We start from the raw sequence: 20,761 nt of genomic DNA on the forward strand, positions 1-20,761 counted from the left end.
AAACGCGACGTTAGGCGCGTTTTTTTATGTCATGAAAACTGAGGCCAGCAGGGAAGCGGCGATCAGGCCGCCGTCGCCTGCTCCTGATTGAGGAAGGCGTAGATTGCCGTGTCGGAATCGGTGGCGCGCAGCTTGGCCACCAGTTCGGGGTCGCGCAGGGCGCGCGCAATTCTGGACAGGGCCTTGAGGTGATCCGCGCCGGCACCCTCGGGCGCGAGCAGCAGGAAAACCAGATCGACCGGCTGGTCGTCCAGTGCTTCGAAATCGACCGGCGTTTCAAGACGTGCGAAAACACCGGTGATCTGATGAATGCTGTTGAGCTTGCCATGCGGAATGGCGATGCCGTGGCCCACACCGGTGGAGCCGAGCTTTTCACGCTGGAGGATGACGTCGAAAACTTCCCGTTCCGAGACTCCGGTAATTCTGGCTGCCTTTGCGGCCAGCTCCTGAAGCAATTGCTTTTTGGAATTCACCTTGAGGGCGGGAATAATCGCATCTTGTTGCAGCAAATCTGCCAACGCCATTCTCTTTTTCCTTCATGCCATCGAGACGATGTGGGAGGCAGATACGCTTTCGCGCCCTGCCTCCCACAGTCCTGTCAGACTGTTCAGCTCTTGATCGTTTCCGCGTCGATCCAGCCGATATTGCCGTCATGACGTCGGTAGACGATGTTGAGATATTCCTTGCCCGGGCTGCGGAAGAGCAGAACCGGTTCGTCCGTCATGTCGAGCGCCATCACGGCGCTGGCAACGGACATTGTCTTTATCTGTTTCGAACTCTCTGCCACGATGGTGGGTGCGTAGTCTTCAGGGACCTCGTGATCCTCATCGGGAATAGCATCCATCACCGTATAGGCGATTTCCGGCATCACGCCATTTGCGCCGCTATGATGGTCTTTCAGCTTGCGCTTGTAACGACGCAGGCGCTTTTCAATCCGCTCTGCGGCGGCATCGAAACTCGCTTGCGGATCATTTGCCTGACCCGCCGCATGCAATACAACGCCCGTATCAAGATGCAGCTTGCAATCGGCGGCAAAACGCGATCCCGACTTCTCCACGGTCACTTGGCCTGAATACCCCCCATCGAAGTATTTGGTAACCGCCAGACCTATATTGTCCTCAATCCGCTGACGGAAAGATTCACCGATCTCCATATGTTTACCAGATACACGCACACTCATGGAAATTTTCCTTTTTGTAGTGATTTGCGAGTACCAGCTTACGTCAAGCCGCGCGCGCATCCAAGCGTTTCGAAGACCTTAAAAAGCCCCCATTCGAATTTTACGCCCATGGACGGTGGAGATGAATCCGTTACAAATGACCTTGCTTACGTGTGCGGCGGGCTTCTAGCCCCTGGCGTGGCAAGAGTCAATGGTGCAGCCGGGATGCGGCAGCCAAGCCCTGAAAACGTGATCGTTTTCGCCGCTCAGTAGGCTGAGGCCCTCGCCAGCGCTTTCTTTTCCCGGCGCCTTTGCACGGAGGAGGGGATGTTCATCGCCTCGCGATATTTGGCGACGGTGCGGCGGGCGAGATCGATGCCGCTCTTTTTCAGATTGTCGACGATATCGTCATCGGAAAGCACGGCGTCGGCGGACTCCTGCGCGATCATGCCCTTGATGCGGTGGCGCACCGCTTCCGCCGAATGGCTGTCGCCGCCTTCCACGGAACTGATCGACACGCTGAAGAAATATTTGAGCTCGAACAGACCGCGCGGCGTCAGCATGTATTTTTTCGACGTCACGCGGCTGACGGTGGATTCGTGCATCTTGATCGCATCGGCCACCGTCTTCAGGTTCAGCGGGCGCAGGTGATCCACGCCGTTGACGAGAAAGGCGTCCTGCTGGCGTACGATTTCGGTTGCCACCTTCATGATGGTGCGTGCGCGCTGGTCCAGGCTCCGGGTGAGCCAATGGGCAGTCTGCATGCACTCGGCCAGAAAATCCTGATCCTCGCCCTGACGAACCTTGTGCCGTGAGACCTCGGCGAAATAGGTCTGGTTGATGAGCACGCGAGGCAGGGTTTCGGGATTGATTTCCACAAGCCAGCCGCCTGTAGAGGAGGGGCGCACGATGATATCGGGGACGATTGTCTCAGAAACGGTCGAATCGTAGCCCGCGCCGGGTCGTGGATTGAGTGTGCGGATTTCCGCCAGCATGTCGAGAAGGTCTTCTTCATCGACGCCGCAGAGTTTTTTCAGAGCCGCAAAGTCCCGTTTGGCCAGAAGTTCCAGATTGTCGACAAAGGCCCGCATCGCCGGATCGAGCCGATCTTTCTGGGCGAGCTGGATTGCCAGACATTCACTCAGCGAGCGGGAAAACACGCCCGGAGGATCAAAGCCCTGAAGGGTTTTCAAAACCTGCTCAACAGCGGATGGGGTTGCTCCCAGCCGTTCGGCGACATCATCCACAGCGTCCGTCGCGATATAGCCGGTTTCGTCGAGCTGGCCGATCAGCGCATCGGCGATCATCCGCTCCTCCGGGGAAGAAATGGCGAGCGGCAATTGCTGATTGAGATGGTCACCGAGGCTCTGTTTTGCGGCAACGAAGTCGTCGAGGTCGTAACCTTCGCCGGATTCCTGTCCGGGCATGGATTTCCACTGGCCCGCCAGCTCGGGGGCGTCGGCTTTTCTGGGCTCGCCGTCGTCGGGAAAGACGTTTTCAAAGCTGGTATCCAGTTGTTCGCCAAGATTGGCGGCGCGCTCACCGTACCAGTCGTCGCTGTCAGCCGTTATCGCAGCGGATTTATCCGAAGCCTCGCTGTCGGCATCGCCGAAATTCTCCGCATCCGCCGGGCTGTCACCGCCCAAATCGCCGTCGTTTGCCGCAATTTCAAGCAGCGGATTGCGTTCGACCTCCTGCGCAATAAACTGCGTCAGCTCGAAATGCGTCATCTGAAGCAGCTGGATGGACTGCATCAGTTGCGGTGTCATCACAAGAGACTGGTTTTGACGCAGCAAAAGGCTGGCAGATAATGCCATGGCGGACGCGAAACTCCCCTTACAGCTTCTCCATTGCCACAGTTTTCATAAATTTTGCGGAGGCAAGAGAACTTGGCCCAAAAATTGCTTTTTTATCTTGTTTGGTCAAGCGTCAGGGCGGGGCGCGATGAAGAATCTTTCGCGCCCGGGGGCTACAGGCTAAAATTATTGCCGAGATAGAGGCGGCGAACGTCAGGATTATTGACGATATCGTCCGCACGGCCATGGGTCAGAACCTCACCGGCATGGATGATATAGGCACGGTCGATGAGGCCGAGCGTTTCGCGGACGTTGTGGTCAGTAATGAGAACGCCGATCCCGCGTGCGGTCAAATGCCGGACAAGATTCTGGATGTCGCTGACGGAAATAGGATCAACGCCCGCAAAAGGCTCGTCCAGGAGCATGAAGGTCGGATCGGTCGCGAGAGCACGGGCGATTTCGAGGCGGCGGCGTTCACCACCCGAAAGTGCGACTGCCGGCGATTTGCGCAGCTGCGCAATATGAAACTCTTCCAACAACTCATCGAGCTTGTGGTTGCGCTTGACGCTGTCCGGTTCGTGGACCTCCAGCACGGCGCGGATGTTTTCCTCCACCGTCAGTCCGCGGAAAATCGAGGCTTCCTGCGGCAGATAACCGACGCCGAGGCGCGCACGCCTGTACATCGGCATGCCGGTAACGTCATTGCCGTTGATGGCGATCTTGCCGGTATCGACGGGCACGAGGCCCGTGATCATGTAAAAACAGGTGGTTTTGCCCGCGCCGTTGGGGCCGAGCAGCCCCACGGCCTCGCCGCGGCGCACGACCAGGGAAACGCCGTTGACGACCCGGCGCGTATTATAGGTCTTCGTCAGACCATGCGCGATCAGGGTGCCTTCATAACGAGCCTTGTCGGCTTGCGATGTCGCCTCCACGGATCGGTTGCGCCCGCCGCCAAATATTTTTGAGATCGAAGGTATCTTCACGAGGTGAGACTACTGTTTTTTCTGCGATTTCGGATCGAGCATGATCCGAACGGGGCCGCCGCAGCTTTCGAGCTTCGCCTGTCCCGTATTCATCAAAACAGTCAGCTTGCAGCCGGTGAAGACATTCGTGCCTTCAGACAGCACAACCTGCTTGCCCGTCAGGATGAAGGTCTGAGCCGCCATGTCGAATTCGCCGTGATCGGCCGTGGCCTTCTGGGTCTCGGATGTCAGATAGACATTATTATCGACGAAGATTTTTTCGATATTGGCATCACCGCTGGTGAGCGATGAACCCTCTCCCTTGTAATTCACCGTCATCTTGCCGGCCTGAAGGGTGGTCGTGCCCTGCACCACTTTCACATTACCGGTGAAATAGGCCTTGCGCTCCTGATCCCGGATTTCGAGCTGATCGCTTTCAATGGCGATCGGCTGGTCGCCGGAGAGCTTGACGCCCTGCATGTTGCTCGTGGTGTTCTGGGCGAAAGCCACGGTTGCAAGACAGGAGAAAACAAAGGCCGTAAGGCCCGCGGATTTGCCAATGGAAACGGGACGGGAAATTTGCATCATCTGGACCGGGCTCTCACTTGCCTTCATTCTTGATATTGGATGCAGCGATACGTGCCCGTACCTGCCCCGAAAATGTAATCGTCTTGCCATTATCGGCGATATCAATCGATTGCGCAACAATCGAGCCGTCGTTTGTTTTGATCGAAACGGGCTCTTTGCTGCTCATTTTTCCGGCCTTCAAATCGACATCCGCAGACTGGAACTTCGCTTGTATGCCATTGCTGAGATTGATGTCAAAAGGGGCCGTCATCTTCAGCGTGTTGGTGGCCCGGTCGAAAATGCCTTCCTTGGCAATTACCTGGGCGACGCCATCGTTCACCGGCACCGCGGCCAGAACCTTCTCCAGCGTCATGAGGTTGGGGTTGGCGATATCCTGCAACGCACGGTCGGCGTTCATGGAATAATCGATCCCCTTCTCGTTGCGGCCGGCAACCGCGGGTTTTTCCATCACGATCTTGCCATCCTCGATCCTCGCGCTTTCAAGCGAGACCTCATCGGGCGCCCAGGTCCGGATAAGCGAAACGGCGATGAAGGCAAGCGAAATGACCGCCGCGCCGAGGGGCAGGATGATTTTCAGCCGCTTCACGCGCGCAGAATGCCTGAGCGCGCGCTCGTAAGCGCCGTTCTGGTCATTGGGCAGCGGAAATGCTGGCGCTGGTTCGCGAAGTCTTTCAAGCATAAGAGTGGATCCGGAAACTTCCTGGGCGCCATTCTGGCGCACAATTGAAGCTTGTATGTTTATCTTAAAGTCTTTGGCACGAGTGCTTTGTCCTGCCAATATGGTTTTTGTCTGGAAAGGTGCAAGGGAAATGCGAATTTTATCGTAATTCTGGTTTCCTTATTGTTTCCTTGCGGCTTCGCGCTAGAAGAACCATATGGCCGTGATGCTCATGTCGCTCAAAGGCCGGATGGCAGAGGTTTTCGATGGATAATATGGCGATAGCGGATCGCAGGCAATTGCGCCGCAAGCTGACTTTCTGGCGGGTTGCCGCCGTTCTCCTGCTTGTCGCCGGCATTTTCGGCCTTTACCGGTTTTTATGGACCGAGCCTCAGCAAAGCGCCAGACCGCACATTGCCCGTGTCGAGGTTTCCGGTCTGATCCAGGATAACACCGAACTTCTCGAGCGGCTCGACAAGATTGCCAAGAGCGACAATGTCAAAGGCCTGATCGTTTCGATCTCCTCGCCCGGCGGCACAACCTATGGCGGCGAGCGTATCTTCAAGGCCATTCGCGGCGTTGCGGAAAAGAAGCCGGTCGTCTCCGATGTCCGCACTTTGGCGGCCTCCGCTGGGTATATGATCGCGTCGGCCGGCGATACCATTGTTGCCGGTGAAACCTCCATCACCGGCTCGATCGGTGTGATCTTCCAGTATCCGCAGGTTGGCCAGCTTATGGAAAAGCTCGGCGTCTCGCTGCAGGAAATCAAGTCGTCGCCGATGAAGGCGGAGCCTTCGCCTTTCCATGAGGCGCCGGAGGAAGCGAAGACGATGATCCGTGCCATGGTGATGGACAGCTACGGCTGGTTCGTCGATCTTGTGGCCGATCGCCGCAAGTTGCCGCGCGAAGATGTGCTGAAACTGGCGGATGGATCGATTTTCACCGGCAGGCAGGCGCTCGCCAACAGGCTGGTCGATACGCTGGGCGGCGAAAAGGAAATTCGCGGCTATTTCGAAACACGCGGCGTTGCCAAGGATTTGCCGATCGTCGAATGGCGCGCGCCGTCGTCCCGTTCGCCTTTTGCGCTTTTCAGTGTTGCGCAAATAGCGAAGTTTCTGGGATATGACGATTTAATTCCCTTCACAGGCCCTGGTCAGCTCGGTGCGGACAAGTTGTTTCTTGACGGTCTTGTTTCCGTTTGGCAGGTTGAGCCGCGTTAAAAATCCAATTCTTTCAGGGGGCAACCGTGATCAAGTCTGAACTGGTGCAGATCGTTGCTGCGCGTAACCCGCACCTTTATCACCGCGACGTGGAAAACATCGTCAATGCGGTGCTGGATGAAATCACCGATGCCCTTGCGGCAGGAAATCGTGTCGAGCTTCGTGGTTTCGGCGCATTTTCGGTGAAAAACCGTCCTTCGCGATCCGGCCGGAACCCGCGCACGGGTGAGTCGGTTTTCGTCGAGGAAAAATGGGTGCCTTTCTTCAAGACGGGCAAGGAACTGCGCGAGCGCCTGAACCCCGGCATGGGTGACGAAGAGGACGATTGATCGTCCTCAACGCACGCGCCGGAAACGGAGCTAGCGGAGCCCCGCAGCGATGGAGTATTCTCGGATGTCGAAAAAAATCATCAACCTCATCATCCTGCTTCCGCTGGCGATTATTCTCGTCATCCTGTGCGTTGCCAATCGTCAGGCCGTGACGCTGGCGTTAAATCCCTTCCGGCCCGAAGATGGCGTTCTCTCTTTCACCGCGCCGTTTTTCGTCTTCCTGTTTCTGGCCGTCATTTTCGGCGTGCTGCTGGGGTCTTCGGCCACCTGGTTTGCGCAGGGCAAGCATCGCAAACGCGCCCGTATCGAGGCGAAAGAAGCGGTTCGCTGGCATGACGAGGCCAACCGGCAGAAAGCTGCTGCGACCGGCCATGTTCCCAATGTCGGTCAACTCCCGGCAAAGTGATGTAGCCGACATTCGTTCCGGCTCTAGGCGAGCGGCGCGTGGAATGCTATTTGCTGCGCCATAAGACGCGGGCAGAAGCGGAAAGATTTCCATTGAAGAAAAAGACAGCCGGCCGGGCAATCGTGCACGTGCCGGGAGCGAGAAAAACAGGTTCATGCCGCAAAGCCGGCACGGCGGGCGGAAGTGGCACCGAAAAAGCGCGAGCCGGACGCAGTCCGCAGCGTGCCAAAACCTGCGCCGAGGGAAAAGGTTACGCCGGCGGCAGCCGTTGAGCAGGTGCCCGCGCGGCCGCTCAAGCCTCGCACCGGCGAACGTCCCGCAGAGCAGGTTCCGGTCATTCTGGAATCGAGCGGTGCGGGCGATTTTCACCTGATCGACAGTGGCAACGGCCTGAAGCTTGAACAATACGGCGAATATCGCGTCGTCCGTCCCGAGGCGCAGGCGCTGTGGCAACCGTCGGTCCCCGACCGCGTATGGCAGAATGCCGACGCCATTTTCACCGGTGATACCGATGAGGACGGCATGGGCCGCTGGCGTTTTCCAAAGGCGGCGCTTGGCGAAACCTGGCCACTATCCCTGCTCGGGGTCGATTTTCTTGGCCGTTTCACCGCTTTCCGTCACGTCGGCGTCTTCCCGGAACAGATCGTCCACTGGGAATGGCTGAAGCATACCGTCGAGACGGCCGACCGGCCGCTGAAAGTGCTGAACCTGTTCGGTTACACCGGCGTCGCCTCGCTGGTTGCGGCTGCCGCGGGTGCTGAAGTCACCCATGTCGATGCTTCCAAGAAGGCGATTGGCTGGGCCAAGGAAAATCAGGCGCTTGCCGGGCTTGAACAGGCGCCCATCCGCTGGATCTGCGAAGATGCGATGAAATTCATCCAGCGTGAGGAACGTCGCGGCAGCACCTATGACATCATCCTCACCGACCCGCCGAAATTCGGCCGTGGCACCCATGGCGAAGTCTGGCAATTATTCGACCATCTGCCGCTGATGCTGGATATCTGCCGTGAAATCCTGTCGCCCAGGGCACTCGGCCTTGTGCTGACGGCCTATTCCATCCGTGCCAGCTTCTATTCGATGCACGAACTGATGCGCGAAACCATGCGTGGCGCCGGTGGCGTTGTCGCATCCGGCGAACTCGTCATTCGCGAGGCCGGTCTTGATGGCAAGACGCCGGGCCGGGTGCTTTCCACATCGCTGTTCAGCCGCTGGGAGCCGAAATGACGAAGGACATGCGCGAAAACACGACGCGCCGGGTTGGCCAGGTCAAGGAAGTGACCAGCCTTGCCAATCCCATCATCAAGGATATCAAGGCGCTCACCCAGAAAAAGGGCAGGGAAGAAACCGGCACCTTCATGGCGGAAGGCCTGAAGCTGGTCATCGACGCGCTTGAACTGGGCTGGACAATCAAGACGCTGGTTTATGCCAAGGCCGCCAAGGGCAAGCCGCTGGTGGAGCAGGCGGCGGTGAAGACGGTCGCCTCCGGCGGTTTGGTGCTGGAAGTCAGCGAAAAGGTTATCGCCTCGATCACCCGTCGCGACAATCCGCAGATGGTCGTCGGCATTTTCGAGCAGAAATGGAAACCGCTGAAGGATATTCGCCCGGAAAAGGGCGAGACCTATATCGCGCTCGACCGGGTCCGCGATCCCGGTAATCTCGGCACCATCATCCGCACCGCTGATGCGGCAGGCGCCTCGGGCGTCATTCTGGTCGGCGATTGCACCGATCCCTTCTCGCTGGAAACGGTTCGCGCCACCATGGGTTCGGTTTTCGCCACGCCTGTTGCCCGTGCTTCGGTCGAGGAGTTCCTCTCCTGGAAAAAATCGGCCAATGTGAGCGTCGTCGCCACCCATCTCGCCGGCGCGGTGGATTATCGAAAGATTGACTATTCCGGCAAGCCGGTGGTGGTCTTGATGGGCAATGAACAATCGGGCCTGCCGCCGGAACTGGCCGGCAAGGCCGACCAGCTGGCCCGCATTCCGCAGCAGGGCCGTGCCGACAGCCTTAATCTCGCCATCGCAACCGCCGTCATGCTTTTCGAAGCGCGGCGACATCTCCTCGAACTGACACCGGTGAAGTAATGGCCAAAGCGGCGTTGTTTTCGAAATTTGGCCCGGCTTTCGCGCTGATCGTCGCCGCACTGGTGCTGGACCAGATCGTCAAGCAACTGGTCGAAGCCTATCTGCCGTTACAGGAGATGGTGCCGGTCGTTCCGTTCCTGGCGCTTTACCGCACCTACAATCTCGGCGTCGCATTTTCGATGCTGTCGGACATGCATGGCTGGTTCATCGTCAGCATGCGGCTCGTCATTGTGGTCTTTGTGCTATGGCTCTGGCGCAAGACGGCGGCGGACCGAACCTTTGCTCATCTGGGTTTTGCCTTCATCATCGCAGGCGCGGCCGGCAATCTTCTCGACCGCTTTTTCTACGGACACGTCATCGATTATATCCTGTTTCACACCGACACATGGTCTTTCGCGGTCTTCAATCTGGCCGACACTTTCATAACCATTGGTGCGGGTTGCGTCATTCTGGATGAGTTTCTGCACGCTCGCGCGGCAAAAAAGTAAAATTTTAGGGTTTCAGCCAAACATATCAAAACCGCTGCCGTGGTAGCGGTTGTTTATGAGCGAACCGGCAAGACTTCGGGAAAGAGTTTTAGATGGCCTCCACGCGGCTGCCCCAGCCGCGCAGCCGATGGATCATGCCAAGGCGACACCTCACCGCACTGATACGGCCGGTGAGATCGGTGCCGGAACGATCGCGCTCCATGCCGCCGTTTCCTTGTCAGTCGGTGCGTTCTCTGCGGCGCTGATTGCGCTCGCGGTGCCCTATGCGGTCACCGTCGCGCTGGCATCCTTCTTTGCCGCCGTGCTCGTCGGCCTCCTGTTCTACGCGCTCTTCGGCAAAACGTCCCCTCAGTCCGGCGAACTGCAAGCCGATTATTCGGATGTCCGGCTGCGGCAAGTGCAAAACCGGTCGCTGGTCGCCGAGATGCAGGAAGCCATGGGCGATATTGTCGTGATCCGTAACATGGACCGGCGCATCGTCGAGGCGAACGCCGTCTTTCGCGAAATGACGGGATGTTCTGCTCCCGAGGGACTGAGCTGCGAGGAGATAGGCATCGCGTTCCGGCCGGGCGGCAAAGCCCACGTTTATGATGTAGAAATCGCGACCCCCTTTGGCCAGCGCATTTTCTCCTGGCATGATGCCGTGACCCGCGATCTCGCGAGCAGCCGTCTTCTTATCAGCAGCATCGCCAGGGACGTGACCGAAGAGCGTCTGGCGCTTGGCGAAAGGGAAGACGCACGGTTGCGCGCCGAAAAGGCCGATGCCGAAAAAGCGCGGCTGCTGGCCACCGTAAGCCACGAAATTCGCCTGCCGCTTTCCGGCATGCTTGGCATGAACCATCTTCTGTCGCAGACGAAGCTCAATGAAGAGCAGCGGAATTATCTCGACGGCATGAAACAGTCCGGCCAGTCGCTGGTACAACTGGTCGAGGACCTGCTGGACTATTCGACCATGGAGGCGGGCCGTTTCAAGCTCAATCCGCGGGCGGAAAACCTGCGACGGCTGATCGAGAGCATTGTCGAGATGCTGGCGCATCGCGCCCATGAAAAGGGCATCGAAATCACCTCCTTCGTCACGCCCGATGTGCCCGATTATCTGGATTTCGATCCGGCAAGGCTGCGTCAGGTCCTGTTCAACCTGCTTGGAAATGCCGTCAAATTCACCCGGGAAGGCGGAGTCGTCATCCGGGCGCGCATGGTCGAGGGTGAATTGCTGATCACCGTCGAAGATACCGGCCCGGGCATGAGTGCGGCGGAGCAGGCCCGTATTTTCGGTGAGTTCGAGCAGGCTGGCCCCATGTCGCAGAGAAGTGCAGGGACCGGACTCGGGCTGGCCATTTCCGCCCGCATCGTGCGGGAATTCGGCGGCAGCCTCACCGTGTCGAGCCGCAAGGGCAAGGGCAGCACCTTCTCGCTCGCCTTCCGCCCCGGCAGCGCGCCTGCCGGAATGCCGGACCAAGGCCGGCGTCATTGCCTTCAGCATACGAATGTCCTGCTGGTCGCCCCAAAGGGTGTGGCGGCAGCGGTGACGATGGAGGCGATAGAGGCTTTCGGCGGCAAGTGTATTCTCATCCATCAGCCGGAGGATCTGGAAAGGCTGAAGGACAAGACGGGTGGCGTGGCCGCGAGCCTCACCGATATCATCGTCGATCAACGCATTTCCGCTCTCTTCAGGGACGATCTGAAGGAGTGGCCACAACAGAATGTTCGCCGCACGCTGCTGGTCAGTCCCGAAGAGCGGCCTTCGACGATGCATGTATCCTTCGATGCGTGGCTGATCCGGCCGCTGCGCGAAAAATCCCTGATCGACGTCCTGTGCGGCCGCCTGCGTGGAATAGAACGGCGCGACGCCATCAACGACAATCACCCGGATGTGGGGTTTTCGTCGCGGGTGAGCGAAGGCGCAAGCGGCATCGAGATCCTCGTGGCCGAGGACGACGCCGTCAATGCCCGCATCATTCGCGCCGTGCTCGAAAAAAGCGGCTTTATTGTCCGCGCCGTTGACGATTTTCACGCCCTGCAGCAGTCGGTGGCGCCGGGCGCCTCTCGCTTGCCGCACCTCATCATTTCCGATCTCAGTATGCCGGGTGGTGAGGGGCTGGAGATGTTACCCGACCTTCTCCTGACGCTTAAGGGCGAGGCAAATATTCCCGTTATCGTGCTGAGCGGCGATGCGAGTGCCGCGACTGCTGAAATCTTGCTGGAGGCCGGTGCGGCCAAGGTTTTGACCAAACCTGCCGACCCGAGGCGGCTGGTCGAGGAAATTCGCCGCCTGCTGGAGGCGAAACGTGTGTCGCCATCATAATTTAACAGACTCGCTCTGGCTGCATTTTGTCACTATTCTGTCGTCAATTAGTGATTTATGACAGGAAAATTCTTTGGTGGCGGAGCGATTCCCCATGGTTGCCGAAATACTCAATCACGACATTTGTGAAAACAATGTTGTCATTCATCCTCGTCCTGAGACTGTGCAGGATAATGAGGGCCTTTTCGGTCGTATCGGTACACTTGAAACACGGCTTGCAAGAAATGAGCGTGAGATCGATGCCGCACAATCCGTGCGTTACCGGGTCTTTGTCGAGGAAATGAAGGCGCGCCTTCCGGCAGAAGCGATGCGCCGCAAGCGCGATATCGATGCCTGGGACAGCGTCTGCGATCATCTGCTCGTGCTCGACAAGGCGATCGAAGGCGACAGCGAGGACCAGATCGTTGGCACCTACCGTCTTCTGCGTCAGGAAACGGCGCTCGCCAATAATGGTTTTTATTCCGCCAGCGAATTCGACATCGCCGGTCTCGTCGCGCGCCATCCGGGCAAGCGCTTCATGGAGCTTGGCCGCTCCTGCGTGCTGCCGGAATATCGCACCAAGCGCACCGTCGAGCTTCTGTGGCAGGGCAACTGGGCCTATGCCGTGAAACACCGCATGGATGCGATGATCGGCTGTGCCTCCTTCCCCGGCGTGCAACCGGAAGCCCACGCGCTTGCCCTGTCGTTCCTGCACCATAATTGCGTAGCCAAGGGCGAGTGGGAAGCGTCGGCTCTTCCCGAGCTTTACCATGAGATGGACCTTGTGCCGGCTGAGGCGCTCAACGCCCGCAAGGCGCTGAACGCCATGCCGCCGCTGATCAAGGGCTATATGCGCCTTGGCGCCATGTTCGGCTCCGGCGCGGTTGTGGACCATGCCTTTAACACCACCGACGTCCTCGTAGTCCTGCCGGTTTCGTCCATCGCCGGTCGCTATATCAGCTATTACGGCGGCGAGGCCGAGCGCATCAACGGCTGACAGGGTTTTGGCGCAGCCGGGCGGGATGTTCCTGTGGGCAGCGTCCCCGCGTGTGTTGTCTTAAGGTGGAGATTGCCGCTAGTGTCGGCGCTCCTTTTCCGCAACACGATATGACATCGGCAGGCCATTGACGGACGTTCTGACAACCGCTTCCCTGATCTCGGAAGAGAGCCGCGCGACGGCCACTCCGATGATGGAGCAATATATCGAGATCAAGGCGAACAATCCCGGTTCGCTGCTCTTCTACCGCATGGGCGATTTTTACGAATTGTTCTTCGACGATGCGGTCGAAGCCTCTCGCGCTCTCGGCATCACGTTGACGAAACGCGGCCAGCATATGGGGCACGATATTCCCATGTGCGGTGTTCCCGTCCATGCAGCGGATGATTATCTCCAGAAACTCATCCTGCGCGGTTATCGCGTTGCCGTCTGCGAACAGGTGGAAGATCCGGCGGAAGCCAAGAAGCGCGGATCGAAATCCGTGGTCAAGCGTGATGTGGTGCGGCTTGTCACGCCCGGCACGCTGACCGAAGAAAAGCTGCTGTCGCCGACGGAATCCAACTATCTGATGGCGCTCGCCCGCATTCGCGGCAGTGCCGAAGCGCAGTTTGCGCTCGCCTGGATCGATATTTCCACCGGCGTCTTCCGTCTGGCGGAAACCACGCTGACACGGCTGCTCGCCGATATCTGGCGCATCGATCCGCGCGAGCTGATCGTCGCCGATAGCCTGTTCCATGACGAGGAACTGCGGCCGGTTTTCGATGTGCTTGGCCGTGTGGCGGTTCCGCAACCGGCTATCCTTTTCGACAGCGCCACGGCGGAAGGGCGCATCGCCCGTTATTTCAACGTCTCGACGTTGGATGGTTTCGGCGCCTTTTCGCGCGTGGAAATGGCGGCTGCCGCCGCTGCCGTCGCCTATGTCGAAAAGACCCAGATCGCCGAGCGCCCGCCGCTCGGTGCACCGGAGCGTGAAAGTGCCGCCTCCACGCTTTTCATCGATCCCGCCACCCGCGCCAATCTGGAGCTGGTGAAGACGCTGTCCGGTGAGAGAGATGGATCGCTGCTGCATGCCCTGAACCGTACGGTAACCGGCGGCGGTGCACGGCTTCTGGCCGAGCGGCTGATGTCGCCCTTGACCGACCCGGAAAGGATCAACGCCCGCCTCGATGCCGTCGCCTATCTCATCGATGACGTCTCGCTGTGTGATGGCCTGCGTGATGCGCTGAAACATGTCGCCGATATGCCGCGTGCGCTTTCGCGTCTGGCGCTGGAGCGCGGTGGGCCACGCGATCTCGGCGCCATCCGGTTGGGACTGGTTTCCGCCGAAAAAATAGCGACCATTCTCGATGACGGGTTGTTGCCGGATGAGCTGGCAACGGCTCTGAAGGATTTGAAGGCCTTGCCCGGTGGTCTTGAAGCCATGCTCGGCTCAATGCTGGCTGATGATCTGCCGCTTCTGAAACGTGACGGCGGTTTCCTGCGTGAAGGCGCCAATCCCGAACTCGACGAGGTGCGGGCACTGCGCGACCAGTCGCGCCGGGTGATTGCCGGGTTGCAGCTCAAATATGCCGATGAGACCGGCATCAAGTCGCTCAAGATCAAGCACAACAATGTGCTGGGCTATTTCATCGAGGTGACGGCAGGCAATGCCGATGTGATGATGGCGACGGATGAGGCCAAGGCGCGTTTTATCCACCGCCAGACCATGGCAGGCGCCATGCGCTTCACCACCACTGAGCTTGCCGATCTCGAAAGCCGCATCGCCAATGCCGCTGCGCAGGCTTTGACCATGGAACTGGAAGCCTTTGAGCGCATGGTCAAGGCCGTGGTGCAGCAGGCGGAAGCGATCAAGGCCGGCGCACTTGCGCTTGCGGTGATCGATGTCGCCTCGAGCCTTGCCTATCTCGCCACCGAACAGGCCTATTGCCGACCGATCGTCGATGCTTCCATGACCTTTGCGATCAAGGGCGGGCGGCATCCGGTGGTGGAGCAGGCGCTGCGGCGGCAGTCGGCCGGACCCTTCATCGCCAACAACTGCGATCTGTCGGCCGTCAATGGCGGCAAGAACGGTGCGATCTGGCTGCTCACCGGCCCGAACATGGGCGGTAAGTCGACCTTCCTGCGCCAGAATGCGCTGATCGCCATTCTCGCGCAGATCGGCTCCTTCGTTCCGGCGGAAGCCGCCCATATCGGCGTCGTCGACCGGCTGTTTTCCCGTGTTGGCGCATCGGATGATCTGGCGCGCGGCCGCTCGACCTTCATGGTGGAAATGGTGGAAACCGCCGCCATTCTCAATCAGGCGACGGACCGCTCGCTGGTCATTCTGGACGAGATTGGCCGGGGCACGGCGACCTTTGACGGTCTTTCCATCGCCTGGGCGGCGGTGGAGCATCTGCACGAGGTCAATCGTTGCCGTGGTCTCTTCGCCACCCATTTCCACGAATTGACCGTGCTGTCGGAAAAACTTGGCCGCCTTTCCAATGCCACGATGCGGGTGAAGGAGTGGGAAGGTGACGTCATCTTCCTGCACGAGGTCGGACCGGGCGCTGCGGATCGTTCCTATGGCATTCAGGTGGCGCGGCTTGCGGGCTTGCCTGCTTCGGTGGTGGAGCGCGCCCGCGAGGTGCTGACGAAGCTCGAAGATGCCGACCGCAAGAACCCGGCCAGCCAGCTCATCGACGATCTGCCGCTGTTCCAGATCGCGGTTCGCCGCGACGAAACCCGCAAGGCCGGACCATCGAAGCTGGAGGAAGCTCTGAAAGGCTTCAACCCCGACGAAATGACGCCGCGTGAGGCATTAGACGCGCTCTATGCGTTGAAGAAAGAACTTGGCAAGGCTTGAAGGAATAGATTGCCTGTCCATCGCCTTTAAAACTCGCTATAGGACACTCCCATCGCAAGTGGTGGGATTTCCCACAGGACATGGATACCGGCATAGATGGCCATCAAGGACCTGGATTTTTCCGACATTCTCGATGTATCGGCGCTGAAGCGCGAATGCGACATCATCTTCAAGGAAGACGGCAAACGCATTGCCGATATTCGCTCCGATCTGCTGCCGATCTTTCGCAAGGCCAGCACGGAAGGCCGGGAAAAGGCTAGAGAACTATTAAAAGCCGATGGTAGTGGCATCGATTGCGCCAGACGCATTTCCTGGCTTCAGGATCGGCTGATCGAAATCCTCTATGATCTCGCCTGCCAATATGTCTATCCGAAAGATACACCGCAGATCGCGGTGGCGGCGGTCGGCGGTTACGGTCGTGGCACGCTGGCGCCGGGATCGGATATCGACCTTCTGTTCCTGCTGCCGGCCAAGAACACGCCTGACATGCACAAGGCCGTGGAGTTCGTGCTCTACCTCCTCTGGGACCTCGGTTTCAAGGTCGGCCACGCCACCCGCACGGTGGATGAATGCATCCGCCTCTCCAAATCCGACATGACGATCCGCACGGCCATTCTGGAAGTGCGGGCGATCTGCGGCAAAAAATCCTTGACCGACGATCTTGAAAAACGCTTCGAGTCGGAAGTCGTCACTGGTACCGGTCCGGAGTTCATTGCCGCAAAGCTCGCCGAGCGCGACCAGCGCCACCGCAAGGCGGGCGATACGCGTTATCTGGTGGAGCCGAACGTCAAGGAAGGCAAGGGCGGGTTGCGCGACCTGCACACGCTGTTCTGGATCGCCAAATATTATTATCACGTCCGCGATACGGCCGATCTGGTGAAGCTCGGCGTCCTGTCGCGGCGCGAACTCAGGCTGTTCGAAAAGGCTGATGATTTTCTCTGGGCCGTCCGTTGCCAGATGCATTTCATCACCAACAAGGCCGAAGAGCGCCTTTCTTTCGACATTCAGCGCGAAATCGCCGATGCGCTGGGATATCAGCCGCGCCCCGGCCTGTCCGCCGTCGAACGCTTCATGAAGCATTATTTCCTCGTGGCGAAAGATGTGGGCGACCTGACCCGCATCGTCTGCGCTGCATTGGAAGACCGGCAGGCGAAGGACGTGCCGGGTCTTTCCGGCGTCCTCAGCCGCTTCGCCCACCGTGTACGCAAGATTCCCGGCTCGGTGGAATTCGTCGAGGATCGCGGCCGCATCGCGCTCGCCAAGCCGGATGTCTTCAAGAACGACCCGGTCAATCTGATCCGGCTGTTCCACATTGCCGATATCAACAATCTCGAACTGCATCCCGATGCGCTGCGTGTCGTCACGCGTTCGCTGTCGCTCATCAATGACGAGCTTCGCGAAAACGAAGAGGCAAACCGGCTTTTCCTGTCGATCCTGACGTCGCGGCGCGATCCGGCCCTGACCCTGCGCCGCATGAACGAGGCCGGCGTGCTCGGCAAGTTCATTCCCGAATTCGGCAAGATCGTCGCGATGATGCAGTTCAACATGTATCACCACTATACGGTGGATGAGCATCTGATCCGCTCTGTCGGCGTTCTGTCGGAAGTGGACAAGGGAACGGCTGTCGATGCCCACCCGCTCGCCAACCAGCTGATGCCGAGCGTCGAGGAACGTGAGGCGCTTTATGTCGCCGTTCTGTTGCACGATGTGGCAAAGGGACGGCAGGAGGATCACTCGATTGCCGGCGCGCGTGTCGCCCGCAAGCTCTGCCAGCGTTTTCGCCTCACCGGCAAGCAGACCGAAACGGTGGTCTGGCTGATCGAGCAGCATCTGCTGATGTCCATGGTCGCCCAGACGCGCGATCTGCATGACCGCAAGACCATCACCGATTTTGCCGACAAGGTGCAGTCCATGGAGCGGCTGAAGATGCTGCTCATCCTCACGGTCTGCGATATCCGTGCCGTTGGTCCGGGTGTGTGGAACGGCTGGAAGGGGCAGCTGCTGCGTTCGCTTTATTACGAGACCGAACTGCTGCTCTCGGGCGGCTTTTCGGAAGTCTCCCGCAAGGAGCGCGCGCAGATCGCCCGGCAGGCGCTCTACGACGCCCTCGAGGACTGGGGCCAGAAGGCGCGGCGCAAATATACCAAGCTGCACTACGAGCCCTATCTTTTGACGGTGGCGCTCGAAGACCAGGTGCGCCACACCCGCTTCATCCGTGAGGCCGACAAGCAGGAAAAAGCGCTGTCGACCATGGTGCGCACCCATTCCTTCCATGCCATCACCGAAATTACCGTGCTGGCGCCGGACCATCCGCGCCTGCTGTCCATCATCACCGGCGCCTGTGCGGCCGCCGGCGCCAATATCGCCGATGCGCAGATTTTCACGACGTCCGACGGGCGGGCGCTCGATACGATCCTGATCAACCGCGAATTTCCGATCGATGAGGATGAGACGCGGCGCGGCAACAATGTCGGCAAGCTCATCGAGGAGGTTCTCTCCGGCAAGCAGCGCCTGCCGGAAATGATTGCCACCCGCACCAAGAGCCGCAAGAAGAAAAGCGCCTTCACCATTCCCCCTTCCGTCACCATCTCGAATGGTTTGTCCAACAAGTTCACCGTTATCGAAGTCGAGTGCCTCGACCGGCCGGGGCTTCTGGCTGACATGACGGCTGTGATCGCCGACCTGTCGCTCGATATTCATTCCGCCCGCATCACCACCTTCGGCGAAAAGGTCATCGATACCTTCTATGTGACGGACCTCTTCGGCCAGAAGGTGACGAATGACAACCGGCAGGCCAGCATCGCCACGCGTCTGAAGGCCGTGATGAGCGAGCAGGAAGACGAATTGCGAGACCGTATGCCGAACGGCATCATCGCCCATCCAGACGTGGCGGCCCTTCCGGCCGCGCGCACGGCAAAGGCTTGAAGCGACCATGAGTCTGATCGGCAAGTTCGCCACCGTCGGCACGGCCACGCTCGGTAGTCGCATCTTCGGCTTTGTCCGCGAGACCCTGATGGCCGCCGCCGTCGGCACCGGTCCGGTGGCTGACGCCTTCAACGCCGCTTTCCGTTTCCCGAACACCTTCCGGCGACTGTTTGCCGAAGGCGCGTTCAACTCGGCTTTCGTGCCGCTCTTCGCCAAGGAAATTGAGGCGAACGGCATGGAGGGCGCAAGGCGCTTTTCTGAGGAAGTCTTCGGCGTCCTGTTCACCGTGCTTCTGGCTCTGACGATCCTGATGGAACTGTCGATGCCGTTCATCGTGCGCACGGTGATCGCGCCGGGCTTTCTGGAAGATCCGGTGAAATTCGACAACACCGTCCATCTCGCCACCATCATGTTCCCCTATCTCGCCTGCATGTCTCTGGCGGCAATGATGGGCGGCATGCTGAACTCGCTGCATCGCTATTTCGCAGCCGCAATTGCTCCCGTTTTCCTCAACATCATCCTCATCGGCGTGCTCGCTTTGGCATGGTGGAAGAATTACGATCCGCTTCAGGTGGGTTATGCGCTCTCCTGGGGCGTGATGGCGGCGGGTCTGGTGCAGCTTGCCATTGTCTGGATCGCCGTGCGCAATGCCGGCATGCGCATCGGTTTCCGCAGGCCGCGGCTGACGAAGAATGTGCAGCGCCTTCTGGTTCTTGCTCTACCGGCAGCCATCACCGGCGGCATCACCCAGATCAATCTGCTGATCAACACCAATATCGCCTCTGCCGGCGAAGGCGTGATCTCGTCGCTTGCCTATGCGGACCGGATTTACCAGCTGCCGCTCGGCGTGGTCGGCATTGCGGTGGCCACCGTGCTTCTGCCGGAATTGGCGCGGGCTTTGCGCGGCGGGCATATGGTGGAGGCCGGGAGCCTCCAGAACCGCTCGGTCGAATTCGTACTGTTCCTGACATTGCCCGCTGCCGCAGCACTTCTCGTCATGGCGGAGCCTATCGTTCGTTTTCTTTATGAACGCGGCAACTTCTCGCCTTCGGCCACCGTCACCGTCGCGCAAATCCTCGGTATCTATGGTCTTGGTCTGCCGGCTTTCGTGCTGATCAAGGCCTTCATTCCGGGCTTCTTCGCCCGTGAGGATACCCGCACGCCAATGATCTTCGCGGCGATTTCCGTCGTCGTGAACGTCTCCCTGGCGCTGACACTGTTTCCGCGTCTTGGAGGCCCGGGCATCGCCATTGCCGAAATCACCGCCGGCTGGGTCAATGCTGCCCTGTTGTTCGGCATGCTTTTGTGGCGCGGTCACTGGCAGGTGGATATTCCGTTGCTCACCCGCATTCCGCGTTTGCTGCTGGCTGCGGCGTTGATGGCCGGTTTCGTGCATTATGCGCTGACCTGGCTGAGTTTCGAACTGTCTTCCGCCTCGTCCATTTTCGTGCGTGCGGGCACCATCATGGCTCTCGTTTTCGCAGCCATGCTGGTTTATTTCGTGCTCGCTTTCGTTTCCGGCGGTGCCGATATCGGCATGGTCAAACGAGCCATCCGCAAGCGCGGCAAAAAGAACGTCGAAACGGAGGCGGGCTGATGTCCTTTGCCGACAACCGCCGCATCGCGCTTGTTACGCTTGTCGTGGATAACTACGATCGGGCAAAAGCGTTTTATTGCAATGTTCTCGGGTTCGAGTGCCTGTCCGATCAGTCGCTTGGTGATGGCAAGCGATGGCTGGTGGTGAAACCTGAATGCAGCGATGGCGGTGCCCTGCTGCTTGCCCAGGCGGACGGTGAGCCGCAGAGGCTTGCCATCGGCAACCAGACGGGCGGGCGTGTCGGGTTTTTCCTGCACACTGACAATTTTCAACGCGATTACGAGACCATGCTCGCCCGCGGCGTGCGCTTTCTGGAGGAACCGCGCCACGAGGTTTACGGCTCCGTTGCGGTCTTTGTAGACCCTTATGGCAATCGCTGGGATCTTCTGGAACCGCGCGGCTGACATGCCCTGAAACCGCTTGATTGCT

Annotated in this window: 18 protein-coding genes; 12 read left to right on the plus strand and 6 right to left on the minus strand. The window is 59.2% G+C overall.

Annotated features, from left to right (window positions below; all coding sequences use genetic code 11):
- Positions 1-62: 62 nt before the first annotated feature.
- The 6 genes from ptsN to lptC all read right to left on the minus strand — a co-directional run bounded on the left by ptsN (position 63) and on the right by lptC (position 5,184).
- Entirely contained in the window at positions 63-524 is a 462-nt protein-coding gene (gene ptsN, locus AGR13A_RS01330) for a PTS IIA-like nitrogen regulatory protein PtsN (RefSeq protein WP_003503792.1), read from the minus strand.
- Between the two features lie 83 nt (positions 525-607).
- Positions 608-1,180, minus strand: a complete 573-nt coding sequence (gene hpf, locus AGR13A_RS01335; protein WP_035219244.1) for a ribosome hibernation-promoting factor, HPF/YfiA family — start codon at positions 1,178-1,180, stop codon at positions 608-610.
- 245 nt (positions 1,181-1,425) lie between these two features.
- Positions 1,426-2,976, minus strand: a complete 1,551-nt coding sequence (gene rpoN, locus AGR13A_RS01340; RefSeq protein WP_035219241.1) for an RNA polymerase factor sigma-54 — start codon at positions 2,974-2,976, stop codon at positions 1,426-1,428.
- A gap of 152 nt (positions 2,977-3,128) precedes the next feature.
- Positions 3,129-3,887, minus strand: a complete 759-nt coding sequence (gene lptB / locus AGR13A_RS01345; protein ID WP_162180481.1) for an LPS export ABC transporter ATP-binding protein — start codon at positions 3,885-3,887, stop codon at positions 3,129-3,131.
- 60 nt (positions 3,888-3,947) lie between these two features.
- Positions 3,948-4,505, minus strand: a complete 558-nt coding sequence (locus tag AGR13A_RS01350) for an LptA/OstA family protein (protein ID WP_080833251.1) — start codon at positions 4,503-4,505, stop codon at positions 3,948-3,950.
- A gap of 13 nt (positions 4,506-4,518) precedes the next feature.
- Positions 4,519-5,184, minus strand: a complete 666-nt coding sequence (gene lptC, locus AGR13A_RS01355) for an LPS export ABC transporter periplasmic protein LptC (protein ID WP_167377506.1) — start codon at positions 5,182-5,184, stop codon at positions 4,519-4,521.
- 245 nt (positions 5,185-5,429) lie between these two features.
- Here lptC and sppA point away from each other — a divergent pair, with 245 nt between their 5' ends.
- The 12 genes from sppA to AGR13A_RS01415 all read left to right on the plus strand — a co-directional run bounded on the left by sppA (position 5,430) and on the right by AGR13A_RS01415 (position 20,736).
- Positions 5,430-6,383: a signal peptide peptidase SppA gene (sppA, locus tag AGR13A_RS01360; protein WP_080833255.1), complete on the plus strand. Its 954-nt coding sequence runs from the start codon at positions 5,430-5,432 to the stop codon at positions 6,381-6,383.
- A 2-nt stretch (positions 6,384-6,385) separates the two neighbouring features.
- Complete coding sequence (locus AGR13A_RS01365; RefSeq protein ID WP_219256707.1) at positions 6,386-6,712, plus strand: integration host factor subunit beta; 327 nt, start codon at positions 6,386-6,388, stop codon at positions 6,710-6,712.
- Positions 6,713-6,776: 64 nt separating this feature from the next.
- Entirely contained in the window at positions 6,777-7,118 is a 342-nt protein-coding gene (locus AGR13A_RS01370) for a LapA family protein (protein ID WP_035219233.1), read from the plus strand.
- 183 nt (positions 7,119-7,301) lie between these two features.
- Positions 7,302-8,342, plus strand: coding sequence for a class I SAM-dependent methyltransferase (locus tag AGR13A_RS01375; RefSeq protein WP_308399919.1), 1,041 nt, complete (start codon positions 7,302-7,304; stop codon positions 8,340-8,342).
- A complete protein-coding gene (locus AGR13A_RS01380) occupies positions 8,339-9,199 on the plus strand; it encodes a TrmH family RNA methyltransferase (RefSeq protein WP_080833258.1) in 861 nt (286 codons plus the stop codon). The genes AGR13A_RS01375 and AGR13A_RS01380 overlap by 4 nt, the downstream gene beginning before the upstream one ends.
- Positions 9,199-9,687 (plus strand): signal peptidase II, encoded by a 489-nt coding sequence (gene lspA, locus AGR13A_RS01385; protein ID WP_003493513.1) that lies wholly within the window; start codon positions 9,199-9,201, stop codon positions 9,685-9,687. Before AGR13A_RS01380 ends, lspA begins: the two co-directional genes overlap by 1 nt.
- A gap of 55 nt (positions 9,688-9,742) precedes the next feature.
- Positions 9,743-11,992: a hybrid sensor histidine kinase/response regulator gene (locus AGR13A_RS01390; RefSeq protein WP_080833260.1), complete on the plus strand. Its 2,250-nt coding sequence runs from the start codon at positions 9,743-9,745 to the stop codon at positions 11,990-11,992.
- A gap of 94 nt (positions 11,993-12,086) precedes the next feature.
- Positions 12,087-12,968 carry a GNAT family N-acetyltransferase gene (locus tag AGR13A_RS01395; protein WP_035219224.1) on the plus strand — a complete coding sequence of 294 codons (882 nt, stop codon included), beginning with the start codon at positions 12,087-12,089 and terminating at the stop codon, positions 12,966-12,968.
- 190 nt (positions 12,969-13,158) lie between these two features.
- Positions 13,159-15,810, plus strand: coding sequence for a DNA mismatch repair protein MutS (gene mutS / locus AGR13A_RS01400; protein WP_080722919.1), 2,652 nt, complete (start codon positions 13,159-13,161; stop codon positions 15,808-15,810).
- A 96-nt stretch (positions 15,811-15,906) separates the two neighbouring features.
- Complete coding sequence (locus tag AGR13A_RS01405; protein WP_035219220.1) at positions 15,907-18,735, plus strand: [protein-PII] uridylyltransferase; 2,829 nt, start codon at positions 15,907-15,909, stop codon at positions 18,733-18,735.
- A 7-nt stretch (positions 18,736-18,742) separates the two neighbouring features.
- Positions 18,743-20,332 carry a murein biosynthesis integral membrane protein MurJ gene (gene murJ / locus AGR13A_RS01410; RefSeq protein ID WP_080833262.1) on the plus strand — a complete coding sequence of 530 codons (1,590 nt, stop codon included), beginning with the start codon at positions 18,743-18,745 and terminating at the stop codon, positions 20,330-20,332.
- Positions 20,332-20,736: a VOC family protein gene (locus tag AGR13A_RS01415; protein WP_080833264.1), complete on the plus strand. Its 405-nt coding sequence runs from the start codon at positions 20,332-20,334 to the stop codon at positions 20,734-20,736. Before murJ ends, AGR13A_RS01415 begins: the two co-directional genes overlap by 1 nt.
- The last annotated feature ends 25 nt before the right edge of the window (positions 20,737-20,761 follow it).

Source organism: Agrobacterium genomosp. 13 str. CFBP 6927 (genome assembly GCA_900012615.1).
Taxonomy (GTDB): domain Bacteria; phylum Pseudomonadota; class Alphaproteobacteria; order Rhizobiales; family Rhizobiaceae; genus Agrobacterium.